At 67.6% G+C, this 26184-nt stretch carries 16 protein-coding genes; 7 read left to right on the top strand and 9 right to left on the bottom strand.

All coding sequences use genetic code 11. The features are described from left to right. Positions 1-119 precede the first annotated feature (119 nt). The 3 genes from OG474_RS09165 to OG474_RS09155 form a co-directional block, all read right to left on the bottom strand. Complete coding sequence (locus OG474_RS09165) at positions 120-1121, bottom strand: LacI family DNA-binding transcriptional regulator (protein ID WP_405061799.1); 1002 nt, start codon at positions 1119-1121, stop codon at positions 120-122. Positions 1122-1202: 81 nt separating this feature from the next. Continuing rightward, a complete protein-coding gene (locus OG474_RS09160; RefSeq protein ID WP_405061798.1) occupies positions 1203-1943 on the bottom strand; it encodes an SDR family NAD(P)-dependent oxidoreductase in 741 nt (246 codons plus the stop codon). 85 nt (positions 1944-2028) lie between these two features. Beyond that, positions 2029-6054: an RICIN domain-containing protein gene (locus OG474_RS09155; protein ID WP_405061797.1), complete on the bottom strand. Its 4026-nt coding sequence runs from the start codon at positions 6052-6054 to the stop codon at positions 2029-2031. Between the two features lie 203 nt (positions 6055-6257). Here OG474_RS09155 and OG474_RS09150 point away from each other — a divergent pair, with 203 nt between their 5' ends. The 3 genes from OG474_RS09150 to OG474_RS09140 all read left to right on the top strand — a co-directional run bounded on the left by OG474_RS09150 (position 6258) and on the right by OG474_RS09140 (position 14615). Then, positions 6258-12545 carry an RHS repeat-associated core domain-containing protein gene (locus OG474_RS09150; RefSeq protein ID WP_405061796.1) on the top strand — a complete coding sequence of 2096 codons (6288 nt, stop codon included), beginning with the start codon at positions 6258-6260 and terminating at the stop codon, positions 12543-12545. A gap of 142 nt (positions 12546-12687) precedes the next feature. Next, positions 12688-14133, top strand: a complete 1446-nt coding sequence (locus OG474_RS09145) for an AlkA N-terminal domain-containing protein (protein WP_405061795.1) — start codon at positions 12688-12690, stop codon at positions 14131-14133. Beyond that, positions 14130-14615, top strand: coding sequence for a methylated-DNA--[protein]-cysteine S-methyltransferase (locus OG474_RS09140; RefSeq protein WP_405061794.1), 486 nt, complete (start codon positions 14130-14132; stop codon positions 14613-14615). Before OG474_RS09145 ends, OG474_RS09140 begins: the two co-directional genes overlap by 4 nt. Here OG474_RS09140 and OG474_RS09135 read toward each other — a convergent pair. After that, entirely contained in the window at positions 14612-15829 is a 1218-nt protein-coding gene (locus tag OG474_RS09135; RefSeq protein WP_405061793.1) for a cation:proton antiporter, read from the bottom strand. The two genes, OG474_RS09140 and OG474_RS09135, sit on opposite strands and share 4 nt — an antisense overlap. A gap of 1 nt (position 15830) precedes the next feature. Beyond that, positions 15831-16316, bottom strand: a complete 486-nt coding sequence (locus tag OG474_RS09130) for a cation:proton antiporter regulatory subunit (protein WP_405061792.1) — start codon at positions 16314-16316, stop codon at positions 15831-15833. 142 nt (positions 16317-16458) lie between these two features. Here OG474_RS09130 and OG474_RS09125 point away from each other — a divergent pair, with 142 nt between their 5' ends. The 3 genes from OG474_RS09125 (at position 16459) to OG474_RS09115 (ending at position 20916) form a co-directional block, all read left to right on the top strand. Further along, positions 16459-16998 carry a PadR family transcriptional regulator gene (locus tag OG474_RS09125; RefSeq protein ID WP_405061791.1) on the top strand — a complete coding sequence of 180 codons (540 nt, stop codon included), beginning with the start codon at positions 16459-16461 and terminating at the stop codon, positions 16996-16998. After that, positions 16995-19016 carry an FAD-dependent oxidoreductase gene (locus OG474_RS09120; protein ID WP_405061790.1) on the top strand — a complete coding sequence of 674 codons (2022 nt, stop codon included), beginning with the start codon at positions 16995-16997 and terminating at the stop codon, positions 19014-19016. Before OG474_RS09125 ends, OG474_RS09120 begins: the two co-directional genes overlap by 4 nt. Positions 19017-19701: 685 nt before the next feature. Further along, positions 19702-20916 (top strand): FAD-dependent monooxygenase, encoded by a 1215-nt coding sequence (locus OG474_RS09115; protein ID WP_405061789.1) that lies wholly within the window; start codon positions 19702-19704, stop codon positions 20914-20916. On the opposite strand, the gene OG474_RS09110 is transcribed toward OG474_RS09115, so the two are convergent. Beyond that, the gene (locus OG474_RS09110) at positions 20875-21456 is read right to left on the bottom strand and encodes a TIGR03086 family metal-binding protein (RefSeq protein WP_405061788.1); all 582 of its coding nucleotides are present in this window, start codon (positions 21454-21456) and stop codon (positions 20875-20877) included. The genes OG474_RS09115 and OG474_RS09110 overlap by 42 nt on opposite strands. A 185-nt stretch (positions 21457-21641) precedes the next feature. Between OG474_RS09110 and OG474_RS09105 the strand changes: the two genes are divergently transcribed. Next, positions 21642-22574, top strand: a complete 933-nt coding sequence (locus tag OG474_RS09105) for a GntR family transcriptional regulator (protein WP_405061787.1) — start codon at positions 21642-21644, stop codon at positions 22572-22574. Here the strand turns inward: OG474_RS09105 and OG474_RS09100 are convergent. From OG474_RS09100 to OG474_RS09090, 3 genes are read right to left on the bottom strand one after another with little or no spacing between them, the layout of a single operon-like run. Next, entirely contained in the window at positions 22531-23118 is a 588-nt protein-coding gene (locus tag OG474_RS09100) for an HhH-GPD-type base excision DNA repair protein (RefSeq protein ID WP_405061786.1), read from the bottom strand. The genes OG474_RS09105 and OG474_RS09100 overlap by 44 nt on opposite strands. 4 nt (positions 23119-23122) lie before the next feature. Next, positions 23123-25198: an iron ABC transporter permease gene (locus tag OG474_RS09095; protein ID WP_405064559.1), complete on the bottom strand. Its 2076-nt coding sequence runs from the start codon at positions 25196-25198 to the stop codon at positions 23123-23125. A 5-nt stretch (positions 25199-25203) separates the two neighbouring features. Beyond that, positions 25204-26184: an ABC transporter substrate-binding protein gene (locus OG474_RS09090; protein WP_405061785.1), complete on the bottom strand. Its 981-nt coding sequence runs from the start codon at positions 26182-26184 to the stop codon at positions 25204-25206.

Genomic DNA, 26184 nt, shown 5'->3' with positions numbered 1-26184 from the left:
GTGTACCCGCAGCGGCAGTAGCTGTTCCTGCCAGCAGCGCTGTGACCACAAGCACTGTCAGGCCCGGTAATCGGCGAGTCATGGCGGTCCTCCTTTTCCCGGCGCGGTCGGGCACCGGATCAGCCAGGGGCTGTGCTGCCTCTGACGACTAGTTCGGGGAGCAGCAGGCGTTCGACAGTGCCTGCGGGTGGCTGGGTGAGGATGGTGATCAGCTCGGCGGCGATGTCGTCCATCGGTTGGCGCAGGCTGGTGAGGCCGGGGGAGACGACGTCGGCCAAGGGGGAGTCGTCGAAGCCGGTGACGCCGAGGTCGATGCCAGGTCTGAGGCCGCGGCGGGTGAGTTCGCGGAGTGCGCCGAGCGCCAGAACGTCGCTCAAGGCAACGATTCCGTCGGGCGGTTGCGGTCCGTCCAGCAACGCGGCCGCCGCACGCGCACCTTCGTCGAGGGTGTCCTCGGGGCAGTGCACAGCCAACCCGCTCGTCGGCAGGCCGAGCGATTCACACGCAGCTCGCCAGCCCTCCAAGCGATCCTCGGCCAGACCGGACGTCTTCGGCCAGCCGATGAACGCGATCCGGCGCCGACCGGTCTCGTGCAGGTGCCGAACCGCGAGCCCGGAGCCAGCCGCACCATCGACATCCACCCACGGCCCCGGCTGCGTGCTCTCCTTCCACACCCGCCCGAACGACACGAACGGGATCGTCTTCTCCTTCAGCCATCCGTGCCGCGGATCCCGCGTCTCCGTCTGCGACAGCACGAACCCGTCCACCAGCCGCCGCGCATGCAGATCGTCGTACACGGGCATGCCCTCGACACCGGGCGGCGCGGTGAACAGCAGAATGTGCCGCCCCGTACTCTCCGCGGCGGCACACAATGCGTGCAAGAACTGGTCCATCACGAGGTGCGTCCGGTGCGGCCAGCTCGGAACGCAGTACCCGATCAGCTCGACCGCGCTTGTCCGCAGGCTCCGGGCGTTACGATTGGGCCGGTAGTTGAGCAGCTCGATCGACCGGTTCACCCGCGCGAGCGTGTCCGGCCGCAGCCGATGTGGTGCGTTCAACGCGTTCGACACCGTCTGCACCGAGACCTCCGCATGCGCGGCGACCTGCTTGAGCGTTGCCACCGCAACCTCCCGCGGACGTTTTGAACGTTAAAACCACCCGCAGTCTGCCTCCGCTCGCACCCCGTGTCAACGCCTCGGCGATCAGGCCGCGTGACCGCCGTCGATGGTCAGTTCGGTTCCGGTGATGTAGGCGGCGTGCGGCCCGGCCAGGTAGGTGATGGCGGCCGCCACCTCGGCCGGGGCGCCGAAACGGTCGAGGGCCAGGTGGGCAAGCTGCGGATCGGCGTACGGGCCGTCCGCAGGATTCATGTCGGTGTCGATCGGACCAGGCTGTACGACGTTCGACGTGATCTGCCGTACGCCGAACTCGCGGGCCAGCCCCTTGCTGAGCCCGACCAGCGCGGCCTTCGTCATCGCGTACAACGTCATCCCCGGCCCGGTCACCCGAGCGGCGGCGCAGCTGCCCAGATGGATCAGCCGCCCACCGTCGGACACGAGCGGCGCGGCCGCCTGGCAAGCGGCGTACACGGCTCGGATATTGATCGCCAGCGCACGGTCGACGTCGTCCAACGTGAAGCCGTCGATCGGGCCGATCGCGCCCATCCCGGCGTTGTTCACCAGGATGTCCAGCCCACCGAGCGACCTATGAGCCTCCCGGACCGCATTCGCCACCACGGTGGCATCCGCAGCGTCGGCTTCGATCGCGAAACCACGACGCCCGAGGCGCTCAACCTCCTTCACCACAGTCGCCCCCGCGTCGGCGGAACTGTTGTAGGTAAAGGCGACATCGGCCCCCGCCTCAGCAAGGGCAAGCACGGTGGCAGCGCCAATCCCACGGCTGCCACCAGTAACCAGAGCAAACTTGTTCATCAATGCGTTCATGGCTCTACTTCAAGCGATCGACGCCCCGGGTTCCGGCGGGAATACGACGCGAGGACCTGCCGTCGCATTCCCGCCATAACTGGTCTCAGGGCTGCTTGAAGAACCATCTTTGACAGGCGCCGCCGTGGTAGAACCAGGTGATCAGCCTGGTGCCCTCCGCGGGGTTGCACTCGAGGACGTCGAGAGCAAGACCGGTGCTGACGGCGAGGACACTGAAGCTGCCACCGGGGGTCGGTTCGATCCGCCACTTCTGGCACTCGGAATCGTTGCTGCTGAAGACCTGGATCTGTCCCTTCGGGACCTTGGAACAGCCGTCGACGTCGAGAGCCTTGCCGTTGTCCGGGTCGATGATCTTGTAGACGTCGTCGCCGAGGCTCTGCAACTGCCATGCCTGACAAGGGCTGCCGGGGACCCAGTTCCACATTCGGACCCGTCCCGGATCGGTGTCCTCGCAGTCGATGACGTCGAGCACCTTCGTGTTACTGGTCGCGGCCTCGACCCGGTAGCGCGCCGTGCCGTTCCCGCCGAGCTGGACCGTGTTGTAGGCCGGGCGAAGGATCCACTGCTGATTGCTGACCTGGCCGCAGGTCTGCTGGACCACCGGCACCAGGTCGGCGGTTCCGGCGTCCTTCACCGTCGCGCATTTGCCGCTGTGCGCGAATCGCAACTGGACCACGGTGTCGTAGGAGCTCCCGTCGACGTAGTCGACAGTCATCTGCTGATGCGCGAAGGGGTCTCCGGTGCCACCGCCGCACAGGTACTGGATCACCGGCGCGCCGTCAGCTGTGTCGGCATTCAGTACGTCCGCGCATTTCACCGGGCCGTCGCCAACGGCGGTGTGAGCGGGCCGGAGACTGTACTGGTCGGTGCCGGGGATCGGCACGACCCGGAAGCGGGCGTTCAGGTCGACCGCTCCACACTGGTACTGGATGTACTTCGAACCGTTGTCCGCGGTGGCGCCCTCGACGTTGAGACACCGCCCGCTGTTGCGGTTCACCAGTTCGTACTGGCGATTCTCGATGTCGAACTTCGGTCCGGTGACCGCACCCACCGGGCCGGACCAGCCGAGGGCCTTGTCGGCGAAGGTGGTGCCGGTCGAGTGGTAGGTGTAGATCTGACGATCTCCGACCGAGCCGCCGGCGTAGACGATCGCCGCGTCGTCGCGGTGATCGCCGTCGAAGTCACCCGCGCTCAGAGTCGCTTTCGAGAGATCGAGGTCGCCGGCCTTGCGCCACCACGACGAAGGCGTGAAGGTCGTGCCGGTGGAGCGGAAGACGGTCAGCCCGGCATCGTTGGCGGCGTACTCGTAGAGCGCGACGATGTCGTCCTTGCCATCGCCGTCGGGATCCGCGACGACCGGCTTGCTGCGTTCCCAGCAGTAGGCGCCGGCGCCGGAGTCGTAGACCGTGTTCGCCGCGGCGAACGCCGTACCGGTTGATCTGTAGACGTCGATCGCCGTTCGGCAGCCGGTCAGATTGCGCATGCTGACCAAGTCGGACCGGCCGTCGCCGTCAACGTCAGCTAGTAGTGGTGCGCTCTGCGACCAGTTGCTGCCGGTGGCGGCCTGAGCCCAGGTGACGGGGGTGGCGAAGTTGTCGGCCGCCCGGAAGACCAGTGCCTGCCAGTTGTTCGCGGTACCGGCGTTCTGTACGACGATGTCGTCCTTGCCGTCGTGGTCCACATCGCCGGAGACCACCCTGGCCGTGCTCAGCGGCCAGGAGTTCGCTCTGCTGGTCCAGACGGCGACCCCGGAGTCGTACCGATTTCCGTCGGAGAGGACCTTGTACAGCCAGACCTGACGCCCGGCGCCTTCGCGGAACACCGCCAGGTCGGTCCGGCCGTCGCCGTTCAGATCGCCTTGCACCGAACGGGTTCGATAGAGCGAGAAGCCACCACCCTCCTGGGTGTCCCAGCCGATCACGCCGGTGTGGAAGCCGGTGCCGCCCTTCGAGATGAAGTTCCAGGCCGTGGTCCGGCCGAAACCGAGGTCGAACAACGAGGTGACGTCGGCCAGCCCGTCGCCGTTCGCATCGCCTCGGACCTTCGGCGGATCCCCGACCGGGTCCTGCGCGTACATCTTCCACAGCGGCCGGATCGCGCTCTCCTTGCCGGCTTGGTCGACGGCCTTCACATACAGGTTGAGCGACGGGACCTGGGTCTGCGGGTTCGGCGGGATCGTGATGGGAACGGTGGCGGTGCCGTCGGCGCCGGCCTTCACCACCATGGTCAGCTTGTCTTTCAGGAAGCCGTAGGCGTACTCGGCCACGTCGGTGTCGCCGCCGCCCGGCAGGAACTTCACCGAGCCGGTCTCGTTGGCCTTCTTGAGGCCCTCTTCACCGTCGGGGAAGTCCGTGGACTGGATCACCGGCGTCGTGGGTGCGACCGAGTCCACCACGAAGTAGCAGTCCGGGGTCGCCGCACCGGTGGCGATCGCATCCGCGGTGAACGCCCGATACCGGTAAGCCACGCCTGGGGTCAGCTTGCCGGCGGGGACCTCGGGCCAGGAGAAGGCGGCGCCGCTGGCAACCGGGTCGAGCGCGTCCTGGTAGACGACCCCGCCGGACGTGTCACGGATCTGGAGTGTGTTCACCAGGTTGTCGCCGACGTCCGGATCGTTGCCCACGGCAGCGAACTGCGGTGTGGCGGTACCGATCCGGGTCGGCGCCGCCGCGGTGCCACAGGGACGAGGCCGGCTGAGGGTGAGACCCTTGGGCGTTCGCGGGGTGCTGTTGTACTTGATCGCCAAGGTGGCCGAGTCCGGATAGAACTTCTTCCACTGGGACTCGAGGTTCTCGTTCTCCGCTTTGAGGCCGAGCGAGACCGTCGGCGCGCGGTTGTCGGCGGCGGTCTGGACGAGGGCTTTCAGGGCGGTGGAGTTGAACTCCATCAGCTGGTCCGGTTGATGACCGGTCCAGGCGTTGCCGCTCCTGGTGTCCAGCCTGTTCAACCAGTAGTTCCCGGTCGTGGCCCAGTTCAGGTAGTCGGTCCGCTTGAGCTCAGGCAGCTGCCACAGCTCCACCGGGGTCGCCGTACCGGTGGGGGAATGATCCAGCGTGATCCTGAAGGTGGCGTCGATGATCGTGGCGCCACCGATCGACATCGCGCCGCTGGTGGTGCCCAGCACGAACAGGGAGCGGTAGAGATTGGAGGTGTCACGCCAGGCCAGACCGACCTTGGCGCCGCCGTTGCCGGTGTCGTATCCCCAGCCGTCCTGATTCCCCATGTTGGAGTTGACGTGCAGCCAGCGAACCATCGGGCCGCTGAAGGACGGGTCGATCGTCAGCGGGAACCTGGCCGCCGGGTCAGTCAGCATCGCCATGTCCGGAGTGAGCACCAATTCCTTGCCCTTGGCAAGCGTAAGGCCGACCCTCGCCTGCTTCGGGACCTTCGCGCCGACGGGGGTGTCCCACATCATCGCCGTTGCGGCGGTGAAGACAGCCCGGCCGGACTTGTCCGCCGCCGTGCTGGTGCCATTCGCGCCGACCTTCAGGGTCAGCCCGTCCAGCCGGACCGGATAGCGCAGCTTCCGCAGTGCGGGGTTCAGTGCGGCTTCGCGGTTCTTCACCACCAGCAGGTGGGAGAACCCGTCCACTCCGACCGTCACCTGGAGATCGACGCCCGGCAGAACCTCGCCGTACGTCGCGGTGGCGCCCTTGAGGTGTGGCGTCGGTAACCGTCCGGCCCAGCCGAGTTGCAGGCTCGCACCAGGCTTGCCGATGGTCACCAGCGGGCTGGAACCGCCACCGGACAAGGTGATCGGCGATACCGTGGCGGCCGGCACCACGGTCCCTGCCGTTGCCTTACGCAACGTTGGGTCCGGGGCGATCCACTGGGTACCACGCCGGACCCGGACCGGAGCGGGATGCTGCTCGAGGGTCTTGGTGCCGTCGGGATTCGCATAGGTCTGGCTGGTTTCGGTCCGCTCCCCGGTCAGCTCGACCCGCTGGCCGGTCTGGACGGCCTTGGCCATCGGACTGGTCTGCGAGTCAGCTTTGGCGGCCGGCGGAGTCGGTGTGGGCCCCGGCGCCGGTGGCTGCGAACTACCCGGGACAGCGGGCACCATCAACGCCATGATCAGAGCGCCCGTCAGTAATGGTCGTCGCACCCGCATGTCTCCACCTCACTGTCGGCACCACGCTGCTCTCGCGCTCACGATGACACGCAGACCTGTGCGGGGCAGACCTTTCGACGGCCGTGGAACAGGCATTTAGTGCAGGGCCGAACAGGCATTTTGAGCAGGGTGGAAGAGCGCTCGGAGGGGGGCGATCCGAGGTGTACTTCCGGTGGAAGATCCTTCTCGCCCTGGAGGTATCGATGTCCCCCCGTCCCCCTTACCACCGCTTCCGGAGACGCCTGCAGGTCGGCATCGCCGCCGGCCTTGGAATCGCGCTACTGCTCGGCGCCCAGCAACAAGGGATGAGTGTGGCCGCGGCCACCAAGCCCGACCCCAAGATCAAGATCCAGAAGGACAAACCGCTCAAGACCAGGGCGGCCAAGGCCGAACCGCGACCACCTGATCAGGCCCAGTCGCGCCTCCTCACCGGTTCTCCGAAACAGCGGTGGCCGGGACCGGGCAGTGCGGAGCTGACCGTTCCCCAACCGACCAAGTCCCTTGACCTGCAGGCATTACGGACGACAGCGAGCGAGCTTCCGGTGTGGGTCGCGCCGAGCGACGCCGCGCGGCAGCAGAAGGCAAAGGGCGGTGCGATCAGCGCAGCCGAAGTACCGGCCAAGGTCAAGGTCGAGTCGCTCGGCCGGCAAGGTGATGCGCTGGCCCTGAAGATCCAGCGGACCGACGGGCTGGCCCAGACGGGGAGGGTGAAGCTGGGCATCAAGTATCAGGACTTCCGTGACACCTTCGGCGGCGACTGGGCCAACCGGCTCCGAATCGTCACATCACCGGTCTGTACGTCGGCCGGCTGCACCTCGAAGGTGATTCCGACCAAGAACAACGGTTCCGGCGAACTGTCCGCGGACGTGCCTGTCTCGGCCCAGGCGGCCGGCTTGTTCGTCGTTGCCGGCGACTCCAGCGGAGCCGGCGACTACAAGCGCTCCGATCTCAGTGGCGGTGCGGCCACCTGGGAGATCGGCGGCTCGTCGGGCAACTTCGAATGGTCCCTGCCGATGGACACGCCACCTGGGATCGGCGGCCCACAGCCGGATCTGTCCCTGCAGTACTCGTCCGGCGGCCTGGACGGTCTGTCCTCCGCCACCAACAACCAGACCTCGGTGGTCGGCCAGGGATTCGATCTCAGTGCCGGCGGTGCGATCGAGCGGCGCAACAAGAGCTGTGCCAAGGACAAGGCCGGCGGCAACAATCCCAAGGACGACACGGGGGACCTCTGTTTCGCCGGTGACACCGTGAACGTCTCGATGGCCGGTAAGTCCGGCTCGCTGGTACTGGATCACCGAGACTCCAGCGGCGAGGTCTGGCGGGTCCGTGGCGACGACGGATCGTTGGTCGAGCACAAGTACGGCGCGGTCAACGGCGACGACGGCATCGCCGCGTCCGAAAAGGGCGAGTACTGGGTGATGACCGGTACCGACGGCACCAAGTTCTACTTCGGCCTCAACCGGCTGCCCGGCTGGAGCAGCGGCAAGGAGGAGACGAAGTCGGCCTGGACCGCGCCGATCTTCGGCAACCAGGCGGGTGAGCAGTGCAACAAGCCGACCTTCGCGGCCTCCTGGTGCCAGCAGGCGTATCGCTGGAACCTCGACTACGTCGTGGATCGCAACGGCAACACGATGAGCATGTTCTACGACACGGAGTACGGAAACTACGCGCGGGCACGGGTCGCCACCGCGGTCAGCCCGTACGTCCGGGCGGGACACCTGAAGCGGATCGAGTACGGCCAGCGTGACGGCCAGGTCTTCAGCCAGAAGGCTGTCGGGCAGGTGCAGTTCGACACCACCGAGCGCTGTACTCCGGAGCCTTGCGGTCCGGACAAGCCGGCCAGCTATCCGGACACGCCCTGGGACATGAACTGCCAGAGCACCACGAACTGCGACAACCACTACACACCGACCTTCTGGACCCAGCAGCGATTGCAGAAGATCACCACGAAGGTCTGGCGGGCGAGCACCTCCTCGTTCCAGGACGTGAAGTCCTGGACGTTGCGGCAGGAGTACGTCCGTGGTGACAACACGAGTCCGTCGCTGTGGCTGGAGGGCATCACTCCGACCGGCTACACCGGCGGCCAGCCCCAGCAGCTCCAGGAGACCAACTTCGACGGCGTACCAGGCGCCAACCGGGTCGACTCCGGTAGCGACTCGATTCCGCCGCTGGAATGGTTCCGGATCAATGCGGTCCACTACGGCACGGGTGGAGATCTGAGCGTCACCTACGACGGCATCGAATGCCTCCCGAGCGACAGGCCCGCGGCCGAAGCCAACGACAAGCGCTGCCGGCCCCAGAAATGGACGCCACCAGGCGCCGCCGAACGCGAGGACTACTTCCACAAGTACGTGGTCAAGACCGTCTCCGAGACGGATCGCACGGTCAGCGCGAGCGATCCGTGGCAGGCCCCCGTCCCCGTTGTCACGAACGTCCAGTATCTCGACAAGCCGGCGTGGCGGTTCGAGGAGCAGGACGCGGGCACGGACCTCAAGGAATCGACCTGGTCCCAGTGGCGTGGGTACAGCAAGGTCCGGCTGACCAAGGGGAAGGAGGGCGAGACCAAGACGGTCACCGACAGCCTCTTCTACCGGGGCATGGACGGTGACCGCAAGAGTGCCTCCGGTTCGGAGACGAAGAAGGTCAACCTGACCGACTCGACGAACACTTCGGTACCGGACGTGAACGAGTTCGCCGGCAAGACCCGGGAGCGGATCAAGTACGACGGGGCGCCGACGACCGGAGCGATCGTCGACAAGACCATCACCAACTACTGGCTGTCCGCACCGACCGCGTCGATGACCCAACCCTGGGGCACGCTGACCGCCCGGAGATCGGGCGACGAGGAGAACAAGCAGTTCCGGAGTACCGACAACGGCAACCTCGTCACCGGTAGCCGCAACGTCGTCGACAATGCGACCGGGCGGCTGACCGCCAAGGAGGAGAAGAACGATGTCAGCACCACCGCCGATGACACCTGCCGCCGGTACGAGTACGTCGAGAACCCGGCGAAGGGTCTGCTGAACCTCCCGACGCGCGAACAGATCGTCTCGAAGCCATGTGGCGCGGCCTGGACGCCCGCCGACGTGATCAGTGACGACAGGCTGTACTACGACGACGCCGGCAGCACGACCGCGACACCCAGCCGAGGCCAGGTCACCCGGGTCGATCGGCTGACCGGGTTCGACACCGCGGGCAAGGAGAAGTACGAGACCGAGTACACGGCCACCTTCGACGACATCGGCCGCAGGATCAGCGTCACCAACGGGCTGAACCACACCACCCGCACGATCGTCAGCCCGGCGTACGGACCGGTCACGCAATCGGTCGATGTCGCGCCGAACGGCCAGGAGATGACCACCCAGTTCGAGCCTGCCTTCGGCCAGCCCGTCGCCCAGACCAAGGCGGACGGTACGACGATCGCCCGATCGCTGGACGCGTTCGGCCGGCTCGCGAAGTCCTGGGGCCCCGGGCATCCGAAGGCCACCAGCCCGGCGGACGTGGAGTACGAGTACCTGCTGCGTGACAACGGCGCCTCGGTCGTCACCACCAAGACCCGCCTCGACGACGGCGCCATAGACCTGAAGTACGAGCTCTACGACGGGTTGCAGCGGATCCGGCAGACCCAGACCCCCGCCTCCGGTGGCGGCTGGCTGATCACGGACCACCGCTACGACTCCCGCGGGCACGTCGTGAAGCTCAACGGCCCGTACTACACCGACGCCATCGCCGAGAAGGAGCTCGCGATCGTCAACGAGGACTCGCTGCCGAAGCAGGAAGTGACGCGCTACGACGAGGCCGATCGGCCGACCGCGCAGATCTTCAACTCCGCCGGCCAGGAGAAGTGGCGGATCAACCACGACGTGACGTCGAACCGGCAGAGCATAGACCCGCCCGCCGGCGAAACACCCACCATGCGTCTGTCCGACTCGTTGGGCAGGCTGACCGAGCTCCGTGAGTACGCGGGTGCCCATCCGACCGGCACGGACTACAACAAGACGACCTACAGCTACTGGCCGTCGGGGAAGCTGAAGACCGTCACCGACCCCGCGATGAACGTCTGGAGCTACGAGTACGACCCGCAGGGCCGCAAGATCAAGGAGAGCGACCCCGACCGGGGAGTCACGACCTACACCTACGACCGTGCCGACCAACTGGCGTCGAGCACCGATGCCAACGGCGTCAAACTGACCTACACCTACGACAACCTCGGGCGGAAGACGTCGACGCAGCAGGTCACCGCCTCCGGCTCGACGCCCGTCTCCAGCTGGATCTACGACAAGGTGGTGACGGGGCAACTGAGCTCCGCCACCCAGTACGTCGACGGAAAGCCTTACACCACGGCCATTACGGGGTACGACGCCTCGACCCGTCCGACCGGGGTCAGCGTGACGTTGCCCTCGTCCGAAGGAGCACTGGCCGGTACCTACACGATCGGGCAGACGTATACGGCGACGGGCGGGATCAAAACCCGGTCCCTGCCTGCTCTCGGTGATCTGCCCGCGGAGACCCTCACTGTGGGGTACGACGATCGGTCGTTGGCCACCAGCTTGAAGGGAGCCGACAGCTACGTCCGCGACACGGAGTACACGCCCTTCGACGAGCCGATGCTGATGACGTTGGGTACCACCACCGGCAAGTGGGTGCAGCAGACGTTCGAACACGACACCGTCACCCGGCGCTTGTCCCGCGTCATCACCGACAAGCAGGCGTCACCTCGACGGGTCTCCGACCTCGCCTACGACTACGACCCCGCCGGCAACATCACCAAGATCACCGATACCCCGTCGGCCAGTAGTACCGAGCAGACAGACACTCAATGCTTCAACTACGACAGTCTGCGCAGGCTTACCGAGGCCTGGGCACCGAAACCGGGAGCCGGTAACACCGCCGGCGACTGCACCGCGGCCCCGAATTCGGCCAGTCTCGGCGGCCCAGCGCCGTACTGGCAGAAGTGGACGCTGGACAAGCTCGGCAACCGACAGAGCGAGCAGACCGTCACACCGGCCGGCACGACGACAAGCAACTACGAGTACGGCAGCACTGCCGGCTCCAGGCCGCGGCAGCTGACGAAGGTCACCACCACAGCCCCGACGGGTAGCACCAGCAAGACCTTCGGGTACGACGCTGTGGGCGGACTGAACAGCACGACCGAGGCCGGCGTGACCGAGACCATGAACTGGGACGCGCAAGGTCATCTCAGCAGTACGTCCAAGGGTGGCAAGACAACCTCCTCCGCGATCTACGACGCCGATGGCAACCGGCTGCTCCGCAGAGACTCGACGGGTACCACTCTCACGGTGGGAGAGACGGAGCTGCGGCTCGCACCGGATGGAAAGACCCTGACCGGTACGCGTTACTACAGCTTCAACAACTCCGTCGTCGCGGTCCGAACCGGTGGCAAACTGAGCTGGCTGCTCACCGACATCCACGGCACCCCGACGATCGCGATCGACGACACCGCCACCCAGGCGGTCCAGCGCCGACGCAGCCTCCCGTACGGCGAATTGCGTGGCGCGGCGCCGGCCCAGTGGCCGGGGCAGTTGGGCTACCAGGGTGGAACCGACGACGCCGACACGAATCTGATCCATCTCGGCGCCCGTGAGTACGACCCGAGCATCGGGCGCTTCATCTCGATCGATCCAGTGATCGACCCGGAGAAACCCCAGCAGCTCAACGGCTACTCCTACGCGAACAACAACCCGGTCAGCATGGACGACTCCGACGGCCGGTTCTTGACGCTCGTCGCCCTCGCTGTGATCGCGATCCAGCTCATCTGCCTGGTGATCATCTTCTATTTGCTGATGAAGATCGTGGAGGCGATCACCGAAGCCGTCACCGTCGAGGTCCCGCAATCTTTCTGGGACTTCTTCTCCTGGAAGACCATCGTCAAATTCGTGACCTTCCTGGTGACGACATATATCGAGTTCAGATACTGGCTCAAGCAACGGATCGAGGAGTGGATCACCGTCCAGCGGATGGAGATCCGGTGGGAGTGGATCGACAAACCCGACCCGAAGCCGGACAAGGGTAAAGATCCCGAGCCGACCAAGCCTCAGAAGCCGGACAAGCCCAACAAACCCGACAAACCCGACAAGCCGGACAAGCCCGGCAAGACCGACAAGCAGCCGCGGGGCAAGCAGGAGAAAGAGGACAAGGAGAAGCTCCGTAAGCTCTTCGACGACGGCAGCAAGAAGACTCCCCGGGACCTGGACAAGGCCGGAGAGGCCGACTATGCCAAGACCTGGGACGAGTTCATCAAGGGCAGGATCGATCCGTCCAAGACCCGCAGCCACGCCGAGGAAGGCCTGAAGAACATCAAGCCGAAGTTCGACGCCGAATCGAACGACTTCAGCGCGATCGGAGCCGGGTCCGGCAAAGCGGGCCAGGTCGCCCTCTGGAGCATGATCGCGACGGGCGCGGCGGTCGGCGTCCTCAAGAACATCGACAAGTGGGGTCCGCTGTTCGGGCCGTTCTTCGGTCACTGACCCAGCGGTGAACCAGCAGGGCCGGCGCCTCCTCCGGCCCTGCTGGCGCTACACCTTGATGTCGTAAAACCGCTAGATACTGTCGGTGGGGCCAGGGATGCTGGGGTACGTGTATGAGTGCAGGGAGCGTTGCGTCCGGGCGGTGCAGTCGAAGGACGCGCGGTTCGACGGGTGGTTCTTCACCGCGGTGCTGACGACGCGGATCTACTGCCGGCCGAGTTGTCCGGTGGTGCCGCCGAAGGTCAAGAACATGGAGTTCTACCCGAGCGCTGCCGCCGCGCAGCAGGCTGGGTTCCGTGCGTGCAAGCGCTGCCGGCCGGACGCGAGCCCCGGCTCACCGGAGTGGAACGACCGGGCAGACCTGGTCGCCCGCGCGATGCGGCTGATCGCCGACGGCGTTGTCGACCGCGACGGCGTACCGGGGTTGGCGACGCAGCTCGGCTACAGCGTTCGGCAGGTGCAGCGGCAGTTGCTGGCCGAGCTCGGTGCCGGGCCGCTCGCCTTGGCTCGCGCGCAACGAGCACAGACCGCGCGACTGTTGATCGAGACCAGCGACCTGCAGATGGCCGATGTGGCCTTCGCAGCAGGCTTCTCGAGCGTGCGGACCTTCAACGAGACCGTGCAAGAGGTCTTCGCGTTGTCGCCGACCGAACTGCGAGGACGCCGCGGTACGACGGCAGTCGCGCCTGGCACGATCTCGCTGCGACTCCCGTTCCGTGCACCGCTGACCCCGGACAATCTCTTCGGCCATCTGATCGCAACCGGCGTACCGGGCGTGGAGGAGTGGCGCGACGGTCACTACCGCCGGACGTTGCGACTCCCGCACGGTCACGGCGTGGTCGCGCTCAAGCCGATGCCCGATCACATCGCCTGCCAACTGTCGCTCACCGACCAGCGTGATCTCGCGATCGCGATCAGCCGCTGCCGCCGGATGCTCGACCTCGATGCCGATCCGGTCGCGGTCGACGAGCTGCTCGCGACCGACCCCGTGCTCGCCCCGCTGATCGCGAAGGCGCCCGGCCGCCGGGTCCCGCATACGGTCGATGGTGAGGAGTTCGCCGTACGGGCGGTGCTCGGGCAGCAGGTGTCGACCGCGGCCGCACGGACGCACGCGCATCGGCTGGTTCTGCAGCACGGTGAACCGATCGACGATCCGGCCGGCGGCCTCACCCACCTCTTCCCGACCATGCAGGCGCTGGCCGGATTGGACCCGGAGACGTTGGCCTTTCCGAAGTCCCGCCGTACGACGTTGACGACTCTGATCGCGACCTTGGCCGCGGGTGAGATCGACCTCGGCGCCGGTGCCGACTGGGAGCGTGCCCGCGAACAGCTCGCCGCGCTCCCGGGGATCGGCCCGTGGACGGTCGAGTCGATCGCGATGCGCGCCCTCGGCGATCCGGACGCGTTCGTCGCCAGCGACCTCGGCATCCGGTACGCCGCCCGCGACTTAGGGTTGCCCGAGGCCCCTAAGGCCTTGACCGCACACGCACGAGCCTGGCGGCCCTGGCGCGCGTACGCCGTCCAGTACCTGTGGGCCACCGGCGACCACGCCATCAATAGGATCCCACCGGGAGCGGATCGAGCATGAGCTACGCCGTCATGGACAGCCCGGTTGGCCCGCTCATGCTGGTGTCGACGGAGGCCGGTGAGCTGGCTGGGCTCTACATGGAGGAGCATCGTCACCAGCCACCGATCGAGACCTTCGGGGCGCGTGACGACTCCGCGCTCCCTGCGGTCGTCGAGCAGCTGACCGACTACTTCGAGCACGGGCGCACGACCTTCGACGTACCGCTGAGTCTGTCCGGCACGCCTTTCCAGCAACGCGTTTGGACAGCACTCAAAGCCATCCCGTACGGCGAAATCACGACGTACGGCGAGATCGCCCGCGAGCTCGGGCTGGTGCCGGGAGCTTCCCGTGCCGTTGGTCTGGCGAACGGGAAGAACCCGGTCAGCATCATCGTTCCGTGCCACCGCGTTGTCGGCGCATCCGGCAGTCTGACCGGCTACGGCGGCGGCTTGCATCGCAAACAGGCCTTACTCGACCACGAACGCGGCGACGCCCTCTTCTAGCTGGTGCTGTTGGCGGTGTCGTCGAGGCGCTCGATGGCAGGGGCTTCGACGGCAGGCGGCTTGCGCTTGGTGAAGCGGCGCGCGAGGGGCTCGGTGTAGCGAGCGGCCAGCGGGCCGAGGATCACCAGGATCAGCACGTACGCCGTCGCGAGCGGTCCGAGCCGCGGTTCGACACCGACCGCGAGGCCGGCGATCACGATCGAGAACTCGCCGCGCGCGACCAGCGTTCCACCGGCACGCCAGCGGCCTGCGGTGCCCACGCCGGCCCGGCGAGCGGCGTACCAGCCGGTGGCGATCTTGGTCAGCGCGGTCAGAACGGCGAGCCCGAGCGCGATCGCGAACACCGGCGGAATCGCGGCCGGGTCGGTGCTCAGCCCGAAGAAGACGAAGAACACTGCGGCGAAAAGATCTCGCAGCGGGCTGAGCAGGTTCCGCGCGCCGTGCGCGACCTCGCCCGACAAGGCGATCCCGACCAGGAACGCGCCGACCGCCGCCGACACCTGCAGTTGCTGCGCGATTCCGGCGACCAGCAAAGTCAGCCCGAGTACGACGAGGAGCAGCATCTCGGGGTTGTCCGACGACACCGCGCGGCTGATCACGCGCCCGTACCGGAGCGCGATGAACAGCACGATGCTGACCGTGCCGAGCGAGATCAGCAGCGTGATGCTGCCACCGGCCAGGCCGACGCCTGCCAGGAGCGCGGTCAGGATCGGCAGGTAGACCGCCATCGACAGGTCTTCGAGGACCAGAATTCCCAGCACCACAGGTGTTTCGCGGTTACCCAGTCGGCCGAGGTCGCCGACCACCTTCGCGATCACCCCGGATGACGAGATCCAGGTGACACCGCCGAGCGCGACTGCGGCAACCGCGCCCCAACCCAGCAGCAGCGCGACGGCCGCACCGGGCAGTGCGTTGAGCAAGAAGTCGATGATCCCGGAGAGGTACTGCGTCTTGAGCGTGCCGACCAGATCCGAAGCGGTGTACTCCAGCCCGAGCAGCAACAGAAGCAGGATGACGCCGATCTCGGCGCCGGTGGCAACGAACTCTTCACTGGCTGCCAGCGGCAACAATCCGCCGTGCCCGAACGCCAGTCCGGCCAACAGGTACAGGGGAATCGGGGAGAAGCCGAACCGGCTCGCGATCCGCCCGAGGATGCCCAGGGCAAGAATCACGGCACCGAGCTCGATCAACAGCATGGTGAGGTCTTCGTGCATCTCACCCTCCCGCAATCAGATCGGCCACCGCGTCCACACCTTCGCGCGTCCCCACGACCACGAGCGTGTCGCCGATCGCGAACCGGAAGTCCGGCGTCGGCGACGGCGTCGCGCCGGTGCGGCGCAGGACCGCGACGATCGACGCACCGGTCCGGCTGCGGGCCTGCGTGTCGCCGAGCGTGCGTCCCGAGTACGGCGATTTGGCCGTGACCGGGATGTGTTCGGTGACGAGGTCGATCTCGATCTCGTTGCGGACCGGGTCGAGCTGTTCGGGGATCAGCAGGTTCGCCAGCGCGGCGGCTTCGCCGGGATCGAGGGGCACCGAGTTCGTGCAGGCGTCGTCGTCCTCGGGATCGTGGAAGCCGAGGTACCGACGGCCGTCGTTGCGGACCACGATCGACACATGTTTACCGCCGACGGTGACCAGGTCGTACCTTATGCCGATCCCGGGCAACGTCGTCTTGGTCGGGTGGGCCTTCTGGTCCATGGTCTTCCCCTTCATCGCCGGCGCCGAAATAAGTGGCGTCTGCAACCATTGTCTCAAGTTCTGACAAGCCTGTCCGAGGTCTCGCTGTGATTTGTGCTGCAACCAGGTGCACTGCACCTCGTTGCATAGGTATGGTCACCTCATGGCGCTGGAACACGCGATCCTCGTGTCGCTGACCGAGCGGACCGGCTCGGGCTACGAGCTGGCCCGGCGGTTCGACCGGTCGATCGGCTACTTCTGGCCGGCCACCCACCAGCAGATCTACCGGGTGCTGCGCCGGATGGACGAGGCCGGCTGGGTCACCCACACCGAGGTCGCCCAGGAGGGCCGCCCGGACAAGAAGGTCTACCGGATCTCCGACGGCGGCCGGGCGGAGCTCAGTCGCTGGATCGAGGAGCCCGGCGAGGTCGCGATCCTGCGTGACGCCCTCGGGGTCAAGCTCCGGGCCGCCTCGATCGGCGGCGTCCCCGCCGTACTGCGGGAGGTGGCGCGGCACCGGGCCGAGCACGCCACCCGCCTCGAGGTGTACCGCGGGATCCAGGCCAAGGACTTTCCCAAGCCGGCCAAACTGCACGGCCGCGAACTGCACCAGTTCCTCGTCCTCCGCGGCGGCATCCGCGCCGAGGAGTCCTTCGTGGCCTGGTGCGACGAAGTCACCGAAGCCCTCCAGGAGGAATCGTGACCGCATATCCGCACCTGCTGGAGCCGCTCGATCTCGGTCACGTGGTGCTGCCGAACCGGGTCATCATGGGGTCGATGCACACCGGCCTCGAGGACCGGCTGAGCGATCTGCCCAAACTCGCGGCGTACTTCGCCGAGCGGGCCCGCGGCGGGGTCGGCCTGATGGTGACCGGTGGCTACGCGCCGAACCGGGCGGGCTGGCTCTTCCCCTTCGGGTCGACGCTCAACACGCGCCGGCAGGCTCGCAAGCATCGCGTGCTGACTGACGCCGTACACAAGGAAGGCAGTCGGATCGCGCTGCAGATCCTGCACGCCGGCCGCTATTCGTACCAGCCGTTCAGCGTCTCCGCCTCCGCCATCAAGGCGCCGATCAACCCCTTCAAGCCGCGCGCGCTGTCCGACCGCGGCGTCCGCAAGCAGATCAAGGCGTACGTCGGCTGTGCCGCGCTGGCGCAGGAGGCCGGGTACGACGGTGTCGAGATCATGGGCTCGGAGGGGTACTTCATCAACCAGTTCCTCGCCGAGCGGACCAACAAGCGCACCGACCGCTGGGGCGGCAGCCCGGAGAACCGGCGCCGGCTCGCGGTCGAGATCGTCCGCCGGACCCGGGAGCGGGTCGGCCCGAACTTCATCATCATCTACCGGCTCTCGATGGCCGACCTGGTCGAGGGCGGTCAGACCTGGGACGAGGTCGTTGCGCTAGGCAAGGAGATCGAGGCGGCCGGCGCTTCGATCATCAACACCGGCATCGGCTGGCACGAGGCGCGCGTTCCCACCATCGTCACCTCGGTGCCGCGAGCCGCCTTCACCAGCGTCACCGCCGCTTTCAAGCCGCACGTGAGCATCCCGGTCGTCACCTCGAACCGGATCAACCTGCCGCAGGTCGCCGAAGAGGTGCTGGCCCGCGGCGACGCCGACATGATCAGCATGGCGCGCCCGTTCCTGGCCGACCCGGATTGGGTGCGCAAGGCAACGGCTGATCGGGCCGACGAGATCAATGTCTGCATCGCCTGTAACCAGGCCTGCCTGGACCACGTGTTCGCCAAGAAGAAGGCGAGCTGCATGGTCAACCCGTACGCGGCTCGCGAGACCGAGCTCAAGCTCCTGCCGACCCGCAAGGTCAAACACATCGCCGTCGTCGGTGCCGGCCCGGCCGGGCTCGCCGCCGCGGTCACTGCAGCCGAGCGCGGTCACCGCGTCGAACTGTTCGAGGCGGACAACGAGATCGGCGGCCAGTTCGGCATCGCCCGCCGGATCCCCGGCAAGGAAGAGTTCGCCGAGACGATCCGCTACTACAGCCGCCGCCTCGAGCTCACCGGCGTCAAACTCCACCTCGGCCGCCGCGCGACCGCCGAGGACCTGGCCGGCTTCGACGAGGTCGTGCTCGCGACCGGCGTCGTGCCCAGGGTTCCCGCCATCCCCGGCATCGACCACCCCAAGGTCCTGTCGTACGCCGAGGTCGTCCGCGACGGGAAACCGGTCGGTGGGACGGTCGCCGTGATCGGCGCCGGCGGAATCGGCGTGGACGTCAGCGAATTCCTCACCACCGCCGAGTCACCCACCCTGAACCTCGAAGCCTGGAAGGCCGAGTGGGGCGTCGCCGACCCGACAGTCACCGCCGGAGCCCTCGGCGTACCGCATCCCGAAGCCTCACCCCGCCAGGTCTACCTCCTCCAACGCAAACCCGGCCGCATCGGCGCCGGCCTCGGCAAAACCACCGGCTGGGTGCACCGAGCCGCCCTCAAGAACAAGAAGGTCGAGCAACTCCGGGGCGTCAACTACGAACGCATCGACGACGAAGGCCTCCACGTCACCTTCGGCCCCCAACGCGAAAAGCCCCGCGTCCTCTCGGTCGACACCATCGTCATCTGCGCCGGCCAAGAATCAGTCCGCGACCTCGCCGAGCTCCTCACCACCGCCGGCCGCCCCGTCCACATCATCGGCGGCGCCGACGTAGCCGCCGAACTCGACGCCAAACGAGCCATAGACCAAGCCACCCGCCTAGCCCTAACCCTCTAACCCTCCGCCCCGAACCACCCCCTCAAACGGGGAACGGTCGGGCTGGCGTCTGGTGGGGGAACCCGTGAGATGGAGCTGGGTGAGACGGGCGGGAGCGTGGTGGCCGGTTCTGGGACCGCAACCGAAGCCCGGGAGCTCAGGCGACGGGAGCGCGGGAACCGGGCTCGCCATCCACCTCGGCCACTGTGGCGGCCAGCCATGTTGTCTTTCAGATCGGTCGGTCGCGGCGAGGAACCACGAACCGACGTGCCCGGCCGAGGCCCTTTCGGTCTGTACCCCGCCCGACCGCCAAGGCCGGCCGACAACACAGCGCGGCGAGCAGAGTGGATGGCTGAGGGCGATGGCGAGCCCGGCGACCGCGATCCCGTTACCTGGGGCTGGCGGGCTGGCGGGCTGGGGTTGAGGCGCGGGATCTTGCGTTATCCGGTGGATTGGGGGTGCTCGGCGACGAAAATCCACCGGATAGTGCGCGACCAACCGGGCGGGCCCGATCGGCGGCAGCGGATCGGCGGGCAGTTGCGTTATCCGGTGGATTTGGGGTGCTCGGCGACGAAAATCCACCGGATAGTGCGCCTAGGGCGGGGAGGGGGTGGTGCGCTAGGGCGGGCTGGTTTGGGGCGGGGGGATTAGTGGAGCGTGTACGGCGTACGCGCACTAGTCGAGAGGGGTGGTTGTGGTGTTGAACGTGTTGATCAGTGGGGGCGGGATCGCGGGGCCGGCGTTGGCGTTCTGGTTGCGGCGGGCCGGGTTCACGCCGACGGTCGTGGAGGTGGCGGCGGGGCCGAGGCCCGGTGGGCAGACGGTCGACCTGCGGGGGATCTCGCGGGAGGTGGTCGAGCGGATGGGCCTGATGCCCGCGGTCGCGGAGCGGCAACTGCATGAGCGCGGCTTCGAGTACGTGCGCGAGAACGGCCGTCGGATCGTCGCGATGCCGGCCGAGCTCTTCGACGGGGCCGGTCCGGTTGCCGAGATCGAGATCCTCCGGGGTGACCTCGCCGAGGTCCTCGCCGCTGCGACGACCGAGGTCGAGTACCTGTACGGCGACTCGATCACCCAGCTCGATCAGGACGCGACCGGCGTCCAGGTGACGTTTGCGAGCGGCCGAACGCGACGGTTCGACCTAGTTATCGGGGCGGATGGCGTCCACTCGCGGGTGCGGCAGTTGGCGTTCGGCCCGCATGAGCGGTTCGTGCAGCACCTCGGCGGCTACTCGTCGTACTTCACCGTCGACGCCCCGGAGGACCTCAACCACTGGATGAAGGTCTACACCGCACCCGGCGGACTCTGGGTCGGCCTGCGGCCCGATCACGATCCGCGGTTCGCCAAGGCGCTGCTGGGCTTCCGGTCGCCGGTCATCGACTACGACTACCGCGACGCGGCTGCGCAGAAGGCCATGCTGCTGGAACGGTTCCGCGGAGTCGGCTGGCACACACAGCACCTCCTCGCCGGGCTGCGCGACGCCGACGACTTCTACTTCGACAGCACCAGCCGAGTCGCCGTACCGGAGTGGTCGCAGGGTCGGGTCGCTCTGGTCGGCGACGCCGGCTACTGCGGCTCACCGCTAGCCGGCCACGGTACGGCGCTCGCCCTGGTCGGCGCCTACGTTCTGGCGGGGGAGCTCAGCCGGGCAGAGGGCGACCACGCACACGCGTTCACCAAGTACCAGCGCCTGATGCAGCCGTACGTCGATCAGCGGATGGAACTGCCGCCCGGCGGAATCAAGATGGCGATGCCGATGACCGCATTGGGCATCCGCTCCCGCGACTCCATCACCAGGCTGATGACGTCGAAGCTGTTCGTCGGTGCGATGGGCAAGCTGATCGCCGGCAAACCGGATGCGATCGACCTACCCGACTACTCAGCGCGTCCACTCCGGGTCGCGGCCGAGCAGGCCGAGTAGCTGGTGGAACGGCGACGCCGTACCGGAGACTTTGAGGCTGCGCTCGAACGCCGCCCCAGGACCGCGGGCCGACTCGGTGTCGGGGATCCGGCGGGCCAGATCGAGCGCGGCCTCAACCAGGTCGTACGGCGGGGAGTAGGGAAGGTCGAGGGCCTGGGCCAGGTCCCACGCGTGGATGACGCAGTCCAGGTGGTGGAAGGTGAGTGCGATCCGGCGCGGGAACGACCCGTACTCGCGGACCTCCATCAGCCGGTCCAGCGCGCCACCGTCGGCGAACGCATCGGCCACCGCGACGTTGGACCGCCGGTACGCACCGGCCGGGTTGTCCCCGAGGCGCCCGCCGGTCCAGGTCTGCACCGGTGCGGAGCCGTTGGTCGCCGCGGCTGCGAAGCCTTCGTTCTCGCTGACGATGTGCCGGAGCAGGCCGCGCACAGTCCAGTCGGGGCAGGGCGTCGGCAGGCTCAGGTGCTCTGGCCGCACCTGCATGACGATCTCGCCGAGTACCGCGCCGGCCCGCCGATCCAGATCCCGGACGTCCATCCGCGCTCCCTCCCTGTGCAGTGCCCGCCCCTAGCTGAGGATAGGCCGCGGTACGCCGTTTCTGCACCGACTCGGCCCGACCACAAGGGACAACCCTCAGCTGGTGGCACACTGAGGATCCGTACGAACCTGGAGGCATTGATGAGCAAGGAGGTCGGCCTCTGACGGCCGAACCGCCGTACCTGGTGATCGCCGCCGAGCTCCGGCGCCGTATCCAGACCGGCGAACTCCAGCTTGGCGACCGGGTCCCGTCGACCCGGTCCCTGGTCCGCGACTTCGGCGTCGCCATGGCCACCGCCACCAAGGCGCTTCGGGCTCTCCAGCAGGAGCAGCTCGTCCATGCCAGCCCCGGCGTCGGCACCGTGGTCGGCCCACCGCCGAAGTCCCGTACGGCGAAGCCTCCCGCCCGACTGACGCCGCAGCGCGCGCACCAGCCCATGCTTGCCCTGGAGCGGGAGCGCGTAGTGCAGATGGGCCTCGCTATCGCGGACTCAGAAGGGCTGGCCGCGGTCTCGATGCGCCGGATCGCGGCCGAGCTCGGGGTCTCGACGATGGCCCTCTATCGGCACGTCGGCGGCAAGGACACGCTCGTCCTGCACATGGTCGACGCAGCCTTCGCGGAGTTCCCGCTACCGCCGCTGACCGGTGACTGGCGGACGCGGGTGACGGTAGTCGCCCAGACGCAGTGGGCGGCGTACCGGCAGCACCTCTGGCTGGCCGGCGCGGTCACAGTAGGCCGACCCCAGCTGCTGCCGCGCGTGCTGCCGCACACCGATGCGCTGCTCGCCGCGTTCAAACCGCTCGGCAAGGCCCCGGCCATGTACGCCGCGATCACGGTCTTCGGCTATGTCCGTGGGCTCGGGCAGTCGCTGGAGATCGAGGCGCAGGCCGAGCAGGACACCGGCCTGACCGGCGACGACTGGGCCGCGCACCAGGGCGACCAGATGGCCGCGCTCATCGCAGCCCAGAACCTGACGGCCTTCCGCGATCTGTTCGCAGGCGGCTTCGACCTCGACTACGACCTGGACCAGCTGTTCGCGTTCGGCCTCGAGTTGATGCTGGACGGGCTCGCGGTCAGGCTGTCGCAGCCTTGGCCGCGGCCTTCGCTTCCTTCTTGAAGGCGCGAACCTCGCCGAGCGACTTGGCATCCACGACGTCAGCGATCGAGCGGCGCGAACCACGATCGCCGTACGAGCCGGCCGCCTCGCGCCACCCCTTCGGCTCGACTCCACGCTGCTTCCCGAGCATCGCGAGGAAGATCTTCGCCTTCTGCTCCCCGAACCCAGGCAGCGCCTTGAGCCGCTTCAGCACCTCCGCACCATCCGGCTTCGGCCGCCCGGCCGTCCACAGGTTCGCGGTTTCGCCGTCGTAGTTCTCGATGATGTGCTGCGCCAGCGCATGCACCCGCCGCCCCATCGACCCGCCGTACCGGTGGATCGCTGGCGGCGTCACACACAGCTCGACGAACTTCTCCACATCACTGGCCGCGATCTTGTGCAGATCGAACCCGTCCATCCGGTCCGCGATCTTCCGCGGCCCCGCGAACGCATGCTCCATCGGGTACTGCTGATCCAGCAGCATCCCGACCAGCAAAGCGAACGGGTCGTCGTTGAGCAACTTGTCCGCAGCCGGATCCCCGGTCAGGTGCAGTTCGCGCAGCATGCCCTCATCTTGACACGGGAATCCGCGTGCGCCACAAGAGATAGACGAAGTACGGCGCTCCGATGAGGGCGGTGAGGAGGCCGGCGGGGATCTGGGCGGGGGCCAGGAGGGTGCGGCCGAGGCTGTCGGAGACGCTGACGAGGATGGCGCCGAGGAGGGCGGAGACGGGGAGGATGCGGTTGTGGTTGCCGCCGACGAGGGCGCGGGCGGCGTGCGGGGCGACCAGTCCGACGAAGCCGACGACTCCGATCGCCGAGACAGCGGCGGCCGTCATCAGGGCCGCGCAGAGCAGGATCAGCAGGCGGGTCCGCTCCAGCCGTACGCCGAGGATTCGCGGTACGTCGTCGTCCAGCGCGAGCAGGTCGAGTTCGCGGCGGTGGTGCGCGATCAGCGGGGTGAGCACGAGCAGGCCGATCGCGACCGGGACGACCTGCGGGAGCGTGCGGCCGTAGGTGCTGCCGGACAGCCAGGTCATCGCGAGGCTGATGTTCCAGGGGTCGGTGGCGACGATCATCAGCGTGATGATCGCGGTCGCGGCCGACGACACCCCGACGCCGATCAGCACCAGCCGGTCGGAGCTCAGGCCGCCGCGCCACGACACCAGGTAGACGAGTGCGAAGGTCGCCAGAGCGGCCACCGCGGCGACACCGGAGAGCAGCCAGATGCTTGCCGACGGCAAGATGATCAGCGTCGCGACGGCGCCGACTCCGGCACCGCCAGTGATTCCGAGAATGCCCGGCTCGGCTAGCGGATTCCGACAAACAGCCTGTACGGCGGTGCCCGCGATCGCGAGCGCGGCACCGCAGAGGAGCGCGGCCAATACCCGCGGGAACCGCTGGTCGAGGACGTAGGTGATGGCTCGGCCGGACCGGCCGTTGACCCAGTTCGCGATATCGCCGGTGCGCAGGAACGCATCACCAGCAAGCATCGCGAACACAGCCGCGCCGACGACCAGCACGAGCAGCGCGACCGTCACCAGCAGGAACCGCCGCCGGCTACGGATCCCAGAACTGGCGCCACCAGGCGTCCGGCTCGCACCCGAGTCGCGGTAGCGACGCGCGAGCCAGACCAGCACGACCGCGCCGACCATCATCGTCGTGATGCCGGTCGGGATCTCGACCCCCGCCTGCCCACCGAACGCGGCCCGCAGACCAACATCCGACAAGAGCACGACCAGTACGCCGGCCAGTCCGGACAGCGGCAGCAGCACCCGGTGCCGAAGTAGCCCAGGGACGAGTGGTGCGATCAGCCGCACGAGAACCGGGGCGACCAGGCCGACGAAACCGATCGGTCCGGTCACTGTCACAGCGGCCGCGGACAACAGCACCGTGATCAACGTGATCATCACGCGCACCCGCCGTACATGCACTCCCAGTACGGCGGCGGTGTCGTCGCCGAGCGCGAGTATGTCCAGCTTGTTGGCCAGGAGCAACGAGCCGATGATGCCAAGGGCAACGATCGGCGCCATCTGGTTGAAGGCGTTCAGGTCGGTCTGGACCAGGGTGCCGGCACTCCAGGCGAAGGTCCCGACGGTCTCCTCGCGGTAGAGCAGCATCAGCAGCGTGGTGATGCCGCCCAATGCCATCGCGACCGCCGACCCGGCCAGGATCAGCCGGGTCGGTCCGGAGGCGCCGCCCGCGGACAGCGCGAGAACCAGGACCGCAGCCGCCAGCCCACCGGCGAACGCGACACCACCGGCCGGAAGAACCGGCAGGTGGATGCCGAGGGCCGCCACCACCACAATCGTCAGATACGCCCCTGCATTGACCCCCAACGTGTCGGGCGAGGCGAGTGGGTTGCGGGCCAGCGACTGCAGCCCAGCACCGGCGACCCCGAGGGCAAGCCCCACGAGGACGCCGGCGAGCAAGCGGGGCAGTCGGGACGCGACGAGCACGTTCGCCGCGTTATCGGTGCCCTGTCCGAACACAAGCTTGATCAGGTCCCCGGCTCCCACCGAGGAGGTGCCCTGGGTGAGGTGGATCCCCGCGAGGACGACGATCGCCGCGAGCGCGATCAGGAACACCCCGGCGACGCGGATCCGCCGTACCGGCTGCTTCAAAGCCTCCGGAGCGGTGACCACCTGGGTCAAGAGGTGACTGCCTGTACGGCGGCGTCGATGAACTGCTCGGTGGACTTCGGTCCGCCGAACATCCAGATGCCGTCGGCCAGCCGGTGCACGTTGCCGGTCTTCACGAACGGAAGGTTCTTCCAGATCGCGTTCCCGGCCAGGTCCTTGCCGAAGACGTCACCGCCGTCGGTGTCGTTCGCGATGTAGAGGAACTCGCCGTCCTTGAGCTTGGTCAGCCCCTCCAGGTCGGTCGGCGCCAGACCGTAGTCCTTGTCGCCGCCGGCCGGCCAGGCGTTCTGCAGGCCGAGTTCGTTGCCGACGGCACCGAGCAGCGAGCCCGAGGTGTACATCCGCATCGAGATCGTGCTGCCCTGCTTGTACCCGTCGGCCATCGTGAACGACGTACCGGCCTTGCCCGCGGCGGCGATCTTCTGCTTGCCGTCGGCAAGGGCCTTGTCGAAGCCGGCATTGATCTGCTTGGCCTGCTCGGTCTTGCCGACCGCGCTCGCGGTCAGCTCGAGGTTGGTCTTCATCTGCGGGATCGCGTTCTTCGCGTCCGCCGCGTGCACGACCAGGACCGGGACTGCCTTCTCGATCTGGGCGAGCGCGCTCGCGGACTCGTCGCTGGTGGTGATCACCAGGTCCGGGTTCAGCGCGACGATCGCGTCCACGCTGGATTCGCCGCGGGTCCCGACATCCTTGACGCTGGGGTCGAGCTTGGCCGCGGTGACCCAGGCGTTGTAGCCCTTGACGTCGGCGACGCCGACCGGCATCACGCCGACCGAGATCAGGTTCTCGACCACGCCCCACTCGAGGCCGACCACCTTGGTGGCGGGCGCCTTCAGATCGACCTTCTTGCCGCGCGAGTCGGTGATCGAGACCGGCTGCGCCGCCGCGGTGGACGGGTTGTCGCCGTCACCGGAGGCGGCCGGCTCGCTGGTCCCGCACGCCGTCGCGGCGAGCAGGACAGCGGCGGCGAGGACGATGGTTCGCTTCAT

The sequence above is a fragment of the Kribbella sp. NBC_01505 genome (assembly GCF_045040285.1).
Lineage (GTDB): Bacteria > Actinomycetota > Actinomycetes > Propionibacteriales > Kribbellaceae > Kribbella.
This window is presented reverse-complemented; position numbering and strand designations above follow the sequence as displayed.